Source organism: Yersinia proxima (genome assembly GCF_902170785.1).
In the GTDB taxonomy this organism is placed as follows: Bacteria; Pseudomonadota; Gammaproteobacteria; order Enterobacterales; family Enterobacteriaceae; genus Yersinia; species Yersinia proxima.
This window is the reverse complement of record NZ_CABHYG010000004.1, coordinates 368,851-383,835: the sequence shown is the minus strand read 5'-3', so window position 1 is coordinate 383,835 and position 14,985 is coordinate 368,851. Positions and strand designations below refer to the sequence as shown.

Genomic DNA, 14,985 nt, shown 5'->3' with positions numbered 1-14,985 from the left:
AACGCTACTATGCTTTATCCGAGCGAAGAACAACTGTACGCCGCCATTGAATGGCAAGATTGCTCCGCTGGGTTTGAAGATATTCGTTATCACAAATCCAGTGATGGGATCGCCAAGATAACCATCAACCGCCCTCAAGTGCGTAACGCATTCCGCCCATTAACGGTGAAAGAGATGATTCAGGCGCTGGCTGATGCCCGCTATGATGACAATATCGGCGTCATTATTTTGACCGGCGAGGGTGAAAAAGCCTTCTGCTCCGGTGGCGACCAGAAAGTCCGTGGTGACTACGGCGGCTATCAGGATGCCAGCGGTACTCATCATCTGAATGTACTGGATTTCCAGCGCCAAATTCGTACTTGCCCTAAACCAGTTGTAGCAATGGTTGCCGGTTATTCTATTGGCGGCGGCCATGTATTACATATGATGTGTGACCTCACCGTTGCTGCTGATAATGCTATTTTCGGCCAGACTGGGCCAAAAGTGGGCTCATTTGATGGTGGTTGGGGGGCGGCATATATGGCTCGCATTGTCGGTCAGAAAAAAGCGCGCGAAATCTGGTTCTTATGCCGTCAGTATGATGCTAAACAAGCATTAGATATGGGACTGGTGAACACGGTAGTACCGCTTGCTGATCTGGAAAAAGAGACGGTGCGCTGGTGTCGTGAAATGCTGCAAAACAGCCCAATGGCACTGCGCTGCCTGAAAGCCGCATTAAATGCCGACTGCGATGGGCAGGCGGGCTTGCAAGAACTGGCCGGTAACGCCACCATGTTGTTCTATATGACAGATGAAGGTCAGGAAGGGCGTAACGCATTCAATGAGAAACGCCAGCCCGACTTCAGCAAATTCAAGCGTAATCCGTAATGCGCGCGGCCACACTTTACCGCTATAGCATCCCGATGGAAGCGGGGGTGATACTGCGGCATCAGCGGCTAAAAAGTCGCGATGGATTGTTGGTGAAATTGCAGCAAGGCGAGCAGATCGGCTGGGGCGAAATTGCCCCCTTGCCGGAATTCAGTCAGGAAACGTTACCAGAGGCACAAGCCGCTGCAATGGTTGAGTTACAGCGCTGGGTGAATGGCGAGGAGTTTGATCTCAGCCCTTTGCCCTCGGTGGCTTTTGGCCTCAGTTGCGCGCTGGCGGAGCTTGAGAAATTATTGCCACTGTCGGCGGATTACCGCAAAGCCCCGCTGTGTACCGGTGACCCTGATGAGCTGTTCGCCGTGTTACAAGCATTACCGGGCGAGAAAGTTGCCAAGGTGAAAGTTGGGTTATATGAAGCGGTGCGCGATGGCATGATTGTCAATGTGCTGCTGGAGGCGTTGCCTGATTTGAAACTGCGGCTGGATGCCAATCGCAGTTGGACGCGGGCTAAAGCAGATGGTTTTGCCAAATATGTTAATCCTGAATTGCGCTCACGCATTGCGTTTCTGGAAGAGCCTTGTAAAACCCGCGCCGAATCCCGTGAATTTGCCCGTGACACCGGCATTGCTATTGCCTGGGATGAAAGTGTGCGCGAGGCGGATTTTCAGGTGGAAGCCGAACCGGGTGTCGCAGCCATTGTCATCAAACCGACGCTGGTAGGCAGTATCGCGCGTTGCCAGCAATTGGTGCAGCAAGCGCATCAAGCAGGATTGGTGGCGGTGATCAGCTCCAGTATTGAGTCGAGTTTGGGTCTAACTCAGTTGGCTCGCCTGGCGGATTGGCTAACCCCAACAACAGTGCCGGGGTTGGATACATTGAGTCTGATGCAGGCGCAATGTGTCCGTCAGTGGCCGGATAGCACGCTGCCGGTGATGACTGTCGATCAATTGGATGTGCTATGGCACAGCTAACTGGTTGGCCTTGGAAGGATTTATTTCCATGGCAACATTGGGCTAATCTGCAACCTCGGGCGACGGCAATTCGCTCGGGGGCGCAACGGATCAGTTGGCAACAGTTAGCCACCGATATTAATAATCTGGCCGCTGGCTTTCAACAGCAAGGTGTCACCCCCGGTTGTGGCGTGGTGTTGCGCGGTAAAAACAGTTATTCATTGTTGCTGGCGTATCTGGCGGCATTGCAGTGCGCCGCGCGTGTTTTACCGCTTAACCCCCAATTGCCAGAATCACTGTTGACGCAACTTTTGCCGCAGCTTGATATTGATTTTATGCTGAATCTGGCCGAACCACTGCCTGCGCAATTGTGCTTTATCCCACTGAATTTCACGCCAGCACATGCAGCGGAAAATACTCCGGCATGGGATAGTCAACGGCTGGCGACCATGACACTGACCTCTGGCTCTTCAGGATTACCCAAAGCGGCAGTACATACATCGGCAGCGCATCTGGCCAGTGCCGACGGCGTATTGCGACTGATGGATTTCACCGCTAATGATTGCTGGTTGCTATCATTACCGCTATTTCATGTCTCCGGACAGGGTATTGTCTGGCGCTGGTTAAGTGCTGGAGCGACTCTTGCTGTACAAACGGGCGTGCCGTTATCTGATGCGTTGGCAGGTTGCAGCCATGCCTCGTTGGTGCCAACCCAGCTTTGGCGTTTGCTTGAAAGTTCAGCACAACCACTCAGCTTGAAAGAGGTGTTGCTCGGGGGGGCGACTATCCCTACTGCGCTGACCGAGCAAGCAGAAGCGCGCGGAATTCGCTGCTGGTGTGGCTACGGACTGACGGAATCAGCTTCAACTGTGTGTGCAAAGCGCGCTGATGGTTTGCCTGGTGTTGGTGTCGCCCTGGAAGGGCGACAGGTGAAATTAGTCGAGGGCGAAGTCTGGGTGAAAGCCGCGTGTCTGGCCGCCGGTTATTGGCAGCAGGGGCAATTACGACCTTTGACTGACAGTGATGGTTGGTTCCATACCCGTGACCGTGGTGAATGGCAGCAAGGCGAATTACGTATTCTTGGACGGTTGGATAATCTATTTTTCAGCGGTGGTGAGGGTATTCAACCTGAAGATATTGAGCGCGTTTTACTGCAATATCCGGGGGTACAGCAGGCTTTTGTTATTCCTGTCGCTGATACTGAATTCGGTCACCGGCCCGTTGCTGTGCTTGATGCTGATGATTCGGTGAATGACGCCGTATTAGCGGATTGGTTAGCGCCACAATTGGCGGCATTCCAGCGCCCGGTGGCTTTCTATCGTTTACCGGCAGAGCTTAAAACGGGGGGGATTAAGGTCTCGCGGCGCGGGGTGGCGGATTTTGTGGTTAAGTTGAGTTGAGTTAGTGATCGGGTTCGGTTGTTAATCGATTGGGTGATTGGGTGATTGGGTGATCGATTCGGTTGTTAGAGCAACTGAGTTAACTTAACCTCCGATGAACCAACCGCCAAAGGGGGCAGCGGCCCCCTTGTGGAATCCCGCGCTTTCGCACGTATCGCTTGCCCACTGCGTGGGTTCCCTCACTCATCATTTCGCTGACGGACCGGGCCGATTCGCATCCATGCTCAAGCGGCCCTTGCTCGGCATCCCTGCCTCGCGTCCTACCTTCATTCTTCACTCGGCTGCTCAAATGTGCTTTTAAAGTCAAAAGAGAAAATCAAAATCTAAGGGCTAGGGTTTTGATTTTGAGCGCAATCAGAGATATTGCCGACAAGGATGGAGGGTAGAGGGAGCGGCCAAGGATGGCCGCGAAAAGCGCGCTTGAGCATGGATGCGAATCGCGCTGGCTCGTCAGCCCGAAAGACGCAGGCGGTTTACCCGTAGGGCAATATCTCGCGCAAGCGCGGGATTGCATAAGGGGCCACGCTTATGGCCCCTTTGCCGGTTGGTTCATCGGAGGTTAAGTAAACACTGAAGTTTTAACAACCGAACCTGATCACCAAGCAACCGAACCTGATCACCTGACAATCATCAACCGATCCTGATCACCTAATCGACTACAACAATAACCCTAATTTAACCCCAGCGCCTTCTTCACCCCAGCACCATAATCTGGATGCACTTTCTCAAACAGTGCTACCTGACGGCGTTGGATCTCTTCCGGAACTTGGGACAACTCACCGGCAATACGAGTAAACATCCGCTGATGCTCTTCTGCACTGAGCAAGTTAAATAATGCCCGTGGTTGGGAGTAGTAATCATCATCTTCCCGGTGATTCCAGTGATCTGCTGCGCCTTCCAGTGTTAATGGCGGTTCGCTGAAATCAGGTTGCTCCTGGAACAGACCAAAACTGTTTGGCTCATAAGTCGCACCATTACCACTGTTACCATCAACACGCATAGCACCGTCGCGATGATAATTATGGAATGGGCATTTAGCACTGTTCACTGGGATCTGATGATGATTCACCCCTAAACGATAACGAGCTGCATCGCCATAGGAGAACAGACGGCCTTGCAACATACGGTCTGGGGAGAAGCTGATACCGGGCACCACGTTAGCAGGGTTGAATGAAGACTGCTCCACTTCAGCAAAGTAGTTTTCCGGGTTGCGGTTCAATTCGAAGAAACCCACATCAATCAATGGGTAGTCGCCGTGCGGCCACACTTTGGTCAGGTCAAATGGGTTATATGGGGTTTGTGATGCTTCATGTTCTGGCATCACCTGAATTTGTAGTTTCCAGCGCGGGAAGTCGCCGCGTTCAATGGCGTCATACAGATCACGTTGGGAGCTTTCACGATCCTGACCAACCAACTTTTCAGCCTCATCATCCATAAGGTTCTCAATACCTTGCTGGCAGCGGAAATGGAATTTAACCCAAAAACGCTCATTGGCTGCATTGATAAAGCTGAAAGTATGGCTGCCGAATCCGTGCATATGACGATAAGATTTTGGCAGGCCACGGTCACTGAAATCGATAGTGAGCTGGTGTAAGGATTCAGGCAATTGGGAGAAGAAATCCCATTTATAAGTTGGATTGCGCAGGTTGGTGCGTGGATCACGTTTAACCACGTGGTTCAGATCCGGGAATTTCAGCGGGTCACGTAAATAGAATACCGGCGTATCGTTGCCGACCAAATCCCAGTTACCTTCCTCAGTGTAATATTTCATAGCAAAACCACGGATATCACGTTCGGCATCGGCCGCACCACGTTCACCCGCTACCGTTGAGAAGCGCACAAACATTTCGGTTTGTTTACCAATCTCAGAGAAAATTTTTGCGCGAGTATATTGGGTAATGTCGTGGGTGACGGTGAAAGTACCGTAAGCACCAGAGCCTTTAGCATGCATACGGCGTTCCGGGATTACTTCACGATCAAAATGGGCCAGTTTTTCCAGAAACCAGACATCCTGCAACAACATCGGGCCACGTCGGCCAGCAGTCACAACATTATTATTATCAACGACAGGAGCACCAGCTGCGGTGGTTAATCCTTTCTTTTTGCTCATCATTTTCTCCAGTATGGCTGTTGAATTGATTGCGTATCGGGTATTTTGCAGTATGAGATTTCGCCAAAAGTCCGATTGGCAAAATAATAACTTAAACAACATCAGCGGTTTATTCTTTGATCTCCACACTAGTTGTAGCCTTATTACCTGTATTCAGCAAATAGGCACACCTTATCGTTACTATTGCTAACATAAGACATGTCAATTGCATGAGTATTTACAATCATTTGAAATACTGTGGTATTTAATCGGTTTTTACGTGTGTTTATGTGGTTTTTTTCGGTTAAACTCGGGGCGGAAAAACCTGTGAGTGAGAATGGGTTCACAGGTGACATCATGGATAATGAGAGAATAATATGAATAAATATTTAGCCGCGTGCGCAGCCAGTCTGCTGCTTGTGGCAGGTTCAGCCAGTGCAATAAGTTTTAATGGTGAAGTGGGTAGTGATTATTCCAACCTCGGTTTTGGTATGGGCACTAACACCGGCGGCCTGGCTATCAGTGGCAACTGGGCGCGCAGTGACCACGATGGTGATGTTTATGGGTTAGGTTTGGGCTTTAACTTACCGCTTGGCCCATTGATGGCAACTGTCGGCGGTAAAGGCATTTATATGTCACCGGAAGATGGCAGCAGTGGTGGTGCAGTCGCCATTGGTGGCGGGTTAACTTACCCAATCAACAAATCATTTACTTTGTACGGTGAAGGCTATTTCGCTCCTGAAGAACTGACCAGCGGGATGAAGTCCTACAGTGAAGCCAATGGCGGCCTGCGCTGGAATGTATTCCGCCCATTAACTGTTGATGTCGGCTATCGCTATATCAATATGGAAGGTAAAGAAGGGCATCGGGATAATCGCGTAGCGGATGGTGTGTATATCGGCGCTGGCCTGAACTTCTGATTATCCTTCGTCCTTGACGCTACAGCGTTGTTAGCTGCATTCACTCACCCGAATCACTGACATGAGTCAGCTCATCGGGATTTGTTCATTTGCTGCCTAGCTGTAACGCCAATGACTTTGGCTAATATATTGGTGGTGTTGATTAAAGCAGGGCGCACTCCTGACGGGAGATGCGCCTTTTTGTATTTATGGACTGAATTACCCGACTGCGGGTAATGCGCCGGTCACTATTCCTACCTGAATGCCAATCACCAGAACACCACAAGCAAATACGGCGGCCAACGCCGGTTTTCCACCCCAAACGCGATAATTTCCCTGATGGATTTTACGTGCTTTCCACGCCAGCATCGCGGGTAGGATTAATGCCAGGACGGATAATGCGACCGCCGCAAAGCCCAGCGCCATAATAAAACCACGTGGGTAAAATAGCGCGAATAATAGCGGTGGCACAAAGGTAATCGCGCCGGTTTGCAGACGGCCTCGCACTGAATTACGGCGTTTAAATAAATCGGCCAGATAATCAAACAGACCCAAGGCGACCCCAAGGAATGAGGTTGCCAGCGCCAGGTCAGCAAACAAGTGAACGGCCAGCTCAACATGAGGGGAGGCCACCACATCGCGTACGGCTTGCAATAGACCATTCAAACCAGCTTGCTGTGCCAATATTCCGACAAATGTATGGGAGGAAATAGCGCCTAATGTCGCTAACTGCCAGAAAATATACGCAATTAATGGGATGGCGCTGCCGATAATAAACACCCAGCGCAGTTTGCGAATATTGCCACCCATATAATTGACAATACTGGGCACGCTGCCATGAAAACCAAATGAGGTGAAAATCACCGGAATAGCAGAAAGCGCTAACCCTTGCTCCAGCGGTAACGTCAATAAATTGGTTTTTTCGATATGCGGCATCATCAGTGACAGCATGACTATCAGGAAGATAATTTTGGCGCTGAATAAGATGCGGTTGAATAAATCAACAGAATGAGTACCGATACAGACCACACCGCCGGCCACGAGTGTAAACAACAATACGCCGAGGTAGGTCGGAAACGATTGTTGAGTCCATTGGCTGATGCTGGTAGCCAGTAACTCACCGGCACCGCTGATATAGGCGGCAGTCAGCGCATACATCAAAAACATCATACTAAAACCGGTGAGCCATTGCCCCCGATTGCCGAGATAGCGCTTGGCTAAAGTACCAAGCCCGGTATCTGCCGCTTCGTGCTGATAGACTTCTACCAACAATAATGCGGTGTAACACATTAATACCCAAAGAAAAACTAATAGTGCGAGGGTGACGCCGAAACCGACTCCCGCCGCCGCCAGTGGCATTGCCAACATGCCAGCACCAATAGTGGTGCCAGCAACGATAAATATACTGCCCAGAGTGCGATTCTTCACGCTTTCCTCTACTACATGACAATTTATTGAAATTATTGAGTGCAGCAGGGTAGTAGATCGCTCCATTTGTGTCAAATCGGCGTTACGCAAGGTGTAAACTTATAATTACGGTGATTCAGGTGCGGAAATAGAGGCTTTTGCCATTGTTATTCATTCTGATAATGGATAACGATTGTGTTTAGGCAGGGAGCTTCATAAAGTGAATGTATAAGCACCAACGGAGAAGAAAATGATCAGAGTTGAAATGTTGAGTACCGGGGATGAAGTGCTGCATGGGCAGATTATTGATACCAACGCGGCATGGTTGGCAGATTATCTATTTAATCAGGGATTGCCAATCAGCAGTCGGGAAACCGTCGGTGATTCACTTTCCGCTCTTATTGAGGTGCTGACGGAGCGGAGTCAGGTGGCTGATGTGTTGATTGTTAATGGCGGCCTTGGGCCGACCAGTGATGACTTGAGCGCGCTGGCAGCAGCACGTGCTGCCGGGACGGAACTGATTGAGCATCCAGAATGGATTGCGCGGATGGAGGCTTTCTTTCAAGAACGCGGTCGCGTGATGTCATCGACTAACCGTAAACAAGCCCATATTCCGGCGAATGCGGAAATGCTGGATAACCCGGTTGGAACTGCCTGCGGTTTCGCTTTACGGCTCAATAAATGCCTGATGTTTTTCACCCCTGGTGTGCCGTCAGAATTTAAAGTGATGGTTGAACAGCAGATTATGCCGCGCTTACGTCAACATTTTGATGTGGCAGAGCCGCCATTGTGTTTGCGCATGACCACCTTTGGTCGCTCAGAAAGTGATTTGGCCCTCGAATTGGACTCATTATCTCTCCCGGACGGCGCAGTGCTTGGCTATCGCTCATCTGCACCTATTATTGAGTTGAAACTCACCGGGCCAGCTTCGCAGCAAGCGGCGATGGAAGCGGTCTGGCAGCAGGTCAGGGCAGTGGCGGGTGATAGCACGATATTCGAAGGCACGCGCGGTTTACCGGCATTGTTGAGTGAGCAATTGACCCACCGTGGATTATTGTTGGCAGTTAGTGAACAATTTACCGCTGGCTTGCTGCACTGGCAATTACAAAGCGCCGCAGCACCCTTGGCTGGGGGCGAGCTGCTACCGGCCCATTGTCAGGAGCCATTAGCCGAGGTGGCGGGTCGCGCGCAGTCATTATCGATGCTATGTGGTGCGCAAGTGGTGCTGGCGGTAGGTGCCATGCAACATGATTGTCTGAGTGTTGCGCTGCATACCCCTGATGGAACTTTTGCTCAGACGGTGCGTTATCAGGCCAGCCGACATGGTTTGCGCATTCGTCAGGAAAGTAGTGCCATGCTGGCATTAGATATGTTGCGCCGCTGGTTAAAAAAGAGTGACTCGATTTGTGGTCAGCACGGCTGGCTGGAAGTGGTTGAGACTTTGCGGCTACCATTGCGGGTACTATAGCGTGACAACGAAAAAGGCAGAATCTGTGTTCTGCCTTTTGTTAATATCGTTGTTAGCGCGATTTACTTCACCTGCGCACTTCTAACGTCTTTTCCTGCTTCCCAAATCCGGTATTTCACATCAACGCCCTGCGGTACATAAACCACAATTGGCAAGCGACTGTTATAGCGCTGCATGGCGGTATCACCCAGATTGGCGGCGATAAATTGTGGACGGCGGGTGTTATCCGGGCAAGCCATCATGGTTGAGGCGGGTTCGGAGATTTTATCCATCACCAAATAGTCAAAGCCCCAGCCCGACAAGGTTCTGGTTTCCAGATTGCCACCGAGCATATGGCGATTGCAGTCAACTTCAATGGTTTTACCGATGAGCAATTCAACTTTGAAGCGGCTTTCGTCTTCTTGTGGCTCGAGGAAAATGACCTGGCGGCTCATGCCTTTTTCAGCTTGTGGATAAGGCGCAATCTTCTCTAACGGCTGTTGTTGATTAAGTGGCGGCTCTGTAGCGGCAATAGTACTGGCAGAGGCGGCCATTAACAGGCTGGTTATGGCGATTGACAGTCTTTTCATCTTTTGTCCCTATGATTTTAATTCCAGATGCAAAAATATCATCTATTCAACAGGCTGATTATAGGTGAAATCCGATTGGCTGATTTATCTATTTGATACCCTAAATAATTCGAGTTGCAGGAAGGCGGCAACTGAGCAACAAATTGGTCGGGAACCGATTTGAACAGCATTTATGCTAGCCCGCAGGGTGAGCCTCAAGGATGAGGCTCATTAATCCTCAGGAGCTTACACTGGTAAGTGACTGGGGTGAACGAAGGCAGCCAACGCACAAGCAGCTTGAAGTATGACGGGTATATTAAAGCTCGATTTCAATATCGCCCTTTGGCTGACAACAACAGGGCAGGATCTCGCCAGCCTGGATAAATGCCAGCGGCTGCTGCTGATAGCAGACTTCGCCTTTCAGCAAGCGCAGGCGGCAGGAGCCACAATAGCCAGAGCGACATTGATATTCGATTTGCACCTGATGATATTCAAGCGTTTCTAGCAAGTTACGGCTGTTAGCGGGGCGGTTAAGTCGAGCACCGCTGGTGCTCAACGTCACAATAGATTTCATGGATTACAGCTCGAAATCACTCAGGTCATCAGCACTGACTTCTGAATCAATCTGACCGACCAGATAAGAACTGACTTCAACTTCCTGCGGTGCAACTTGTACGTTATCAGACACTAACCAGGAGTTGATCCATGGAATGGGGTTGGTACGGGTATTGAATGGTATGCCCAGACCCACAGCTTGCATGCGGATATTGGTAATATATTCCACATATTGGCACAGGATTTCTTTGTTCAGACCAATCATCGAGCCGTCACGGAACAGGTATTCTGCCCACTCTTTCTCTTGCTGTGCGGCCAGAACAAACAGTTCATAGCATTGTTGCTGGCATTCTTCAGCAATTTCAGCCATTTCTGGATCGTCTTCACCACTGCGCATCAGATTCAGAATATGTTGAGTACCGGTCAGATGCAGGGCTTCATCGCGGGCAATCATTTTGATGATTTTGGCGTTACCTTCCATCAGTTCGCGTTCGGCAAAGGCAAAGGAGCAGGCGAAGCTGACGTAGAAACGGATGGCTTCCAGCGCATTCACACTCATCAAACACAGATAAAGCTGTTTTTTCAGCTCACGCAGATTCACCACGACAGTCTTACCATTCACCTGATGGGTGCCTTCCCCCAACAGATGGTAGTAGCTGGTCATCTCAATCAAATCGTCATAATAGGCTGAGATATCTTTTGCGCGTTTGAGGATCTCTTCGTTGGTCACGATATCATCAAAAACAATCGACGGATCGTTAACGATATTACGGATGATATGAGTGTAAGAACGTGAGTGAATGGTTTCTGAAAATGACCAGGTTTCAACCCAGGTTTCCAGCTCAGGAATAGAGATAAGCGGCAACAGGGCGACGTTAGGGCTGCGGCCCTGAATGGAGTCCAGCAACGTTTGGTATTTCAGGTTACTGATAAAAATGTGCTTTTCGTGATCTGGCAGGGCGTTGTAATCAATACGATCGCGGGAAACATCAATTTCTTCCGGACGCCAGAAAAACGAGAGTTGTTTCTCAATCAGTTTTTCGAAAATAGCGTGTTTTTGTTGGTCGAAACGTGCCACGTTGACGGATTGACCAAAGAACATCGGTTCGAGTAACTGATTGTTTTTATTTTGCGAAAAAGTGGTATAGGCCATGATTTCCTCAGGGACAGCAAAGGGCAAATGAAGATAGGCCCGTGATGACCCCTTGTGGGATCATCGGAAGGGCCTGAACTCAAAATCAGATCTTACATGCACCGCCTTCACAGTCGTCATCACCCGGCTGACTTTGGATATCTTCCTGCACATCATCAGCACCATCGCGGGTGTTTTGATAGTAAAGGGTTTTTACGCCAAATTTGTAGGTGGTGAGCAAATCTTTCAGCAACTGCTTCATCGGCACTTTGCCTGACGGGAAGCGGGTTGGGTCATAATTGGTGTTAGCTGAAATCGCCTGGTCGACGAATTTCTGCATCAAACCAACCAGTTGCAGATAACCATCGTTATTTGGCATATCCCACAGCAGTTCATAAGCATCTTTCAAGCGCTCATACTCAGGGACAACCTGACGCAGGATACCATCTTTCGAGGCTTTGATACTGACATAGCCGCGCGGTGGTTCAATACCATTGGTGGCATTGGAGATCTGCGAGGATGTCTCGGAAGGCATCAGTGCTGACAGCGTGGAGTTACGCAGGCCATGAGTTTGGATATCCTTACGCAGCGTTTCCCAATCGTAATGCAGAGGCTCGTCGCTGATGGTATCCAAATCTTTCTTATAGGTATCAATCGGCAAAATACCCTGTGAATAGGTGGTTTCGTTGAACCACTGGCAAGCACCTTGTTCACGGGCCAGCTCATTTGAGGCTTTCAGCAAATAGTACTGAATAGCTTCAAAGGTGCGGTGAGTCAGATTGTTGGCGCTGCCATCGGAGTAACGAACACCATTTTTCGCCAGATAATAGGCAAAGTTAATCACACCGATACCCAAGGTACGGCGACCCATCGCCCCGCGTTTTGCTGCGGCAATCGGGTAATCTTGATAATCCAGCAATGCATCCAGCGCGCGTACAGCCAGCACCGCCAGATCTTCTAAATCATCAAGGCTGTCAATCGCACCCAAGTTGAACGCCGACAAGGTACAGAGTGCGATTTCACCATTTTCGTCGTTAATGTCATTTAACGGCTTGGTTGGCAAAGCAATTTCCAGACACAGGTTTGACTGGCGCACCGGCGCAATTTTCGGGTCAAACGGGCTGTGGGTGTTGCAGTGATCTACGTTCTGAATATAGATACGGCCAGTAGAAGCACGTTCTTGCATCATCAAAGAGAATAACTCAACCGCTTTGACACGCTGCTTACGGATGCTGTCGTCTTGTTCGTATTGGGTATAAAGGCGCTCAAATTCGTCTTGATCGGCGAAGAACGCGTCATACAACCCCGGAACGTCAGATGGGCTGAACAGGGTGATATCTTCACCTTTCAGCAAGCGTTGATACATCAGTTTGTTGATTTGTACGCCGTAATCCATATGACGTACGCGGTTGCCTTCCACTCCACGGTTGTTTTTCAGCACCAACAGGCTTTCAACTTCCAAATGCCACATTGGGTAGAACAGGGTGGCCGCACCACCACGGACACCTCCCTGTGAGCAGGATTTCACCGCAGTCTGGAAGTGTTTGTAGAACGGAATACAACCAGTGTGGAACGCCTCACCGCCGCGAATTGGGCTACCCAGCGCACGAATGCGGCCCGCATTGATGCCGATACCGGCGCGTTGTGACACATATTTCACAATGGCGCTGGAAGTGGCATTGATGGAATCCAGGCTGTCACCACACTCGATCAACACGCAAGAACTGAACTGACGGGTCGGGGTGCGGACGCCGGACATAATGGGGGTCGGCAATGAGATCTTAAAGGTAGAGATCGCATCATAGAAACGCTTGATGTAATCCATGCGGGTTTCGCGCGGGTAGTTAGAGAACAGGCAGGCGGAAACCAGGATATACAGGAATTGGGCACTTTCATAGATCTCGCCGCTGACGCGGTTTTGCACCAAATATTTACCTTCCAACTGCTTAACAGCAGCATAGGAGAAGTTCATATCGCGCCAATGGTCGATGAAAGTGTCCATCTGTTCGAACTCTTCTGCGGTGTAATCTTCCAGCAGATGTTTATCGTATTTGCCCATCTCCACCATTTTCGTCACATGGGCGAATAATTTTGGTGGTTCAAACTGACCATAGGCTTTTTTGCGCAGATGGAAGATAGCCAGACGCGCGGCCAGATATTGGTAATCCGGTGCATCGCGCGAGATCAAATCTGCGGCGGCTTTGATGATGGTTTCGTGGATATCAGCGGTTTTGATGCCATCATAAAACTGAATATGTGAACGCAATTCTACTTGAGATACTGAGACGTTATGTAAACCTTCTGCGGCCCAGTCGATGACCCGGTGGATTTTATCCAGATTGATGCGTTCTTTACTGCCATCGCGTTTAGTAACAAGTAGACTTTGGTTCATGTGTTCGTGACCTTTGTTCCCCTTACTCAGTGTTTATACAGCACAAATTTACGCTCTCCATGATTAAGATAATCACTGAGGTCGTAGTGTGTTGTTCAGTATGTAAACACAATATATAGGGGGTGGGTAGTAGATAGATAACAAGATAGTGAGTATTGAGACTTTTGGCAAGTGAACAAGATCGCTAAATTGTGTGGATAACTTGGGGGTGAATTGTTACGAAAGGCTCACAGGCTGCGTCATTACTGGGGCTTACCGCTCGACACTCTGGGGGATAAGATTTTGCCGAAAATCTTAAAATCATGATCGTTTGCCGGTTTATTAAACATTAGAAAAAAACGGCATAACTTATCGCTTTTATTGTTCAAAAAGACGCTTTCTGCCGAATTTTCTGATTGACGCGGCATAAAGCGACAAAATGGTGCACGAAGACACAAAAAATGGATACATTAAGGGCAATTTGCTCCATCAGAGAGCAATCAAGTGACTGGCTCTCTGACAGTAATAATCTGCGCTTTATGCTTCATCCCGTTGAGTATGCACCATATAATTCACATCAACATTGCGGCCCAGCTTGAAATGGTCTGTTATCGGATTGTAATGCAACCCAATAATATGGCGTTCGCGCAGTGGGGTTTGGTCCACCCAACCAATCAGTTCTGACGGGCGGATAAACTTTTTCGCATCATGGGTGCCTTTCGGCACCATCTTTAAAACGTATTCAGCGCCAACCACGGCCATCAGCCATGATTTGGTATTGCGATTAATGGTTGAAAAGAAAACGTGGCCACCGGGTTTGACCAGTTGTGCGCAGGCACGAATAACCGAAGCAGGGTCAGGGACATGCTCGAGCATTTCCATACAGGTCACAACATCGTAATACTGCGGATGTTTTTGCGCGTGGCTTTCGACCGTTTCCTGAACATAATCGAGCTTGGTGCCGGTTTCCAGTGCGTGTAATCGAGCCACTTGCAGCGGTTCGTAACCCATATCCAGCCCGGTAACCTGCGCACCTTCACGCGCCATGCTTTCAGCTAAAATGCCACCACCGCAACCGACATCCAGCACTTTCTTATCGAAAATACCGCCAGCGCGCTGCAAAATGTAATCAAGGCGCAGCGGGTTGATGCGATGGAGTGGCTTGAATTCGCCTTCTAAATCCCACCAGCGGGAGGCAACTGCCTCAAATTTGGCGATTTCTTGTTCATCGACGTTGTGATTAAGGGCGGTGATATCTGCGCACATGATAGAATTCTCACTGTTTTGTTTCTTTGCGCG

The 14,985-nt window shown here is 49.6% G+C and carries 12 protein-coding genes; 5 read left to right on the top strand and 7 right to left on the bottom strand.

What is annotated here, in order from left to right; translation table 11 throughout:
* Positions 1–9 precede the first annotated feature (9 nt).
* From menB to menE, 3 genes are read left to right on the top strand one after another with little or no spacing between them, the layout of a single operon-like run.
* The gene (menB, locus tag FTB31_RS03595; RefSeq protein ID WP_050078297.1) at positions 10–867 is read left to right on the top strand and encodes a 1,4-dihydroxy-2-naphthoyl-CoA synthase; all 858 of its coding nucleotides are present in this window, start codon (positions 10–12) and stop codon (positions 865–867) included.
* On the top strand, positions 867–1,838 hold the full coding sequence (menC, locus tag FTB31_RS03590) for an o-succinylbenzoate synthase (protein WP_077173847.1): 972 nt from the start codon (positions 867–869) through the stop codon (positions 1,836–1,838). Before menB ends, menC begins: the two co-directional genes overlap by 1 nt.
* On the top strand, positions 1,826–3,217 hold the full coding sequence (gene menE / locus FTB31_RS03585; protein ID WP_227731101.1) for an o-succinylbenzoate--CoA ligase: 1,392 nt from the start codon (positions 1,826–1,828) through the stop codon (positions 3,215–3,217). Before menC ends, menE begins: the two co-directional genes overlap by 13 nt.
* Positions 3,218–3,887: 670 nt before the next feature.
* On the opposite strand, the gene katA is transcribed toward menE, so the two are convergent.
* The gene (gene katA / locus FTB31_RS03580) at positions 3,888–5,327 is read right to left on the bottom strand and encodes a catalase KatA (protein WP_175627974.1); all 1,440 of its coding nucleotides are present in this window, start codon (positions 5,325–5,327) and stop codon (positions 3,888–3,890) included.
* 356 nt (positions 5,328–5,683) lie between these two features.
* Between katA and FTB31_RS03575 the strand changes: the two genes are divergently transcribed.
* On the top strand, positions 5,684–6,226 hold the full coding sequence (locus FTB31_RS03575; protein WP_050078293.1) for a YfaZ family outer membrane protein: 543 nt from the start codon (positions 5,684–5,686) through the stop codon (positions 6,224–6,226).
* 198 nt (positions 6,227–6,424) lie between these two features.
* Here FTB31_RS03575 and tyrP read toward each other — a convergent pair whose 3' ends face one another.
* A complete protein-coding gene (tyrP, locus tag FTB31_RS03570; RefSeq protein ID WP_019082042.1) occupies positions 6,425–7,633 on the bottom strand; it encodes a tyrosine transporter TyrP in 1,209 nt (402 codons plus the stop codon).
* A gap of 229 nt (positions 7,634–7,862) precedes the next feature.
* Between tyrP and FTB31_RS03565 the strand changes: the two genes are divergently transcribed.
* Positions 7,863–9,080, top strand: a complete 1,218-nt coding sequence (locus FTB31_RS03565; protein ID WP_227731100.1) for a nicotinamide mononucleotide deamidase-related protein YfaY — start codon at positions 7,863–7,865, stop codon at positions 9,078–9,080.
* A 62-nt stretch (positions 9,081–9,142) separates the two neighbouring features.
* Here FTB31_RS03565 and eco read toward each other — a convergent pair whose 3' ends face one another.
* From eco to ubiG, 5 genes are all read right to left on the bottom strand, one after another.
* Positions 9,143–9,649 (bottom strand): serine protease inhibitor ecotin, encoded by a 507-nt coding sequence (gene eco, locus FTB31_RS03560; protein WP_050078290.1) that lies wholly within the window; start codon positions 9,647–9,649, stop codon positions 9,143–9,145.
* Between the two features lie 295 nt (positions 9,650–9,944).
* Positions 9,945–10,202 carry a class I ribonucleotide reductase maintenance protein YfaE gene (yfaE, locus tag FTB31_RS03555; protein ID WP_139344282.1) on the bottom strand — a complete coding sequence of 86 codons (258 nt, stop codon included), beginning with the start codon at positions 10,200–10,202 and terminating at the stop codon, positions 9,945–9,947.
* 3 nt (positions 10,203–10,205) lie between these two features.
* On the bottom strand, positions 10,206–11,336 hold the full coding sequence (gene nrdB / locus FTB31_RS03550; protein WP_050078282.1) for a class Ia ribonucleoside-diphosphate reductase subunit beta: 1,131 nt from the start codon (positions 11,334–11,336) through the stop codon (positions 10,206–10,208).
* A gap of 85 nt (positions 11,337–11,421) precedes the next feature.
* Positions 11,422–13,707, bottom strand: a complete 2,286-nt coding sequence (nrdA, locus tag FTB31_RS03545; RefSeq protein WP_050078280.1) for a class 1a ribonucleoside-diphosphate reductase subunit alpha — start codon at positions 13,705–13,707, stop codon at positions 11,422–11,424.
* Positions 13,708–14,223: 516 nt separating this feature from the next.
* Complete coding sequence (gene ubiG / locus FTB31_RS03540; RefSeq protein WP_050078279.1) at positions 14,224–14,952, bottom strand: bifunctional 2-polyprenyl-6-hydroxyphenol methylase/3-demethylubiquinol 3-O-methyltransferase UbiG; 729 nt, start codon at positions 14,950–14,952, stop codon at positions 14,224–14,226.
* Between the last annotated feature and the right edge of the window lie 33 nt (positions 14,953–14,985).

What these genes read in the sequence shown, in the direction of transcription:
- menB (WP_050078297.1), top strand. Translation starts at nt 10, where the DNA reads ATGCTTTATCCGAGCGAAGAACAACTGTACGCCGCCATTGAATGGCAA.
- menC (WP_077173847.1), top strand. Translation starts at nt 867, where the DNA reads ATGCGCGCGGCCACACTTTACCGCTATAGCATCCCGATGGAAGCGGGG.
- menE (WP_227731101.1), top strand. Translation starts at nt 1,826, where the DNA reads ATGGCACAGCTAACTGGTTGGCCTTGGAAGGATTTATTTCCATGGCAA.
- katA (WP_175627974.1), bottom strand. Translation starts at nt 5,327, where the DNA reads ATGAGCAAAAAGAAAGGATTAACCACCGCAGCTGGTGCTCCTGTCGTT.
- FTB31_RS03575 (WP_050078293.1), top strand. Translation starts at nt 5,684, where the DNA reads ATGAATAAATATTTAGCCGCGTGCGCAGCCAGTCTGCTGCTTGTGGCA.
- FTB31_RS03565 (WP_227731100.1), top strand. Translation starts at nt 7,863, where the DNA reads ATGATCAGAGTTGAAATGTTGAGTACCGGGGATGAAGTGCTGCATGGG.
- eco (WP_050078290.1), bottom strand. Translation starts at nt 9,649, where the DNA reads ATGAAAAGACTGTCAATCGCCATAACCAGCCTGTTAATGGCCGCCTCT.
- yfaE (WP_139344282.1), bottom strand. Translation starts at nt 10,202, where the DNA reads ATGAAATCTATTGTGACGTTGAGCACCAGCGGTGCTCGACTTAACCGC.
- nrdB (WP_050078282.1), bottom strand. Translation starts at nt 11,336, where the DNA reads ATGGCCTATACCACTTTTTCGCAAAATAAAAACAATCAGTTACTCGAA.
- nrdA (WP_050078280.1), bottom strand. Translation starts at nt 13,707, where the DNA reads ATGAACCAAAGTCTACTTGTTACTAAACGCGATGGCAGTAAAGAACGC.
- ubiG (WP_050078279.1), bottom strand. Translation starts at nt 14,952, where the DNA reads ATGTGCGCAGATATCACCGCCCTTAATCACAACGTCGATGAACAAGAA.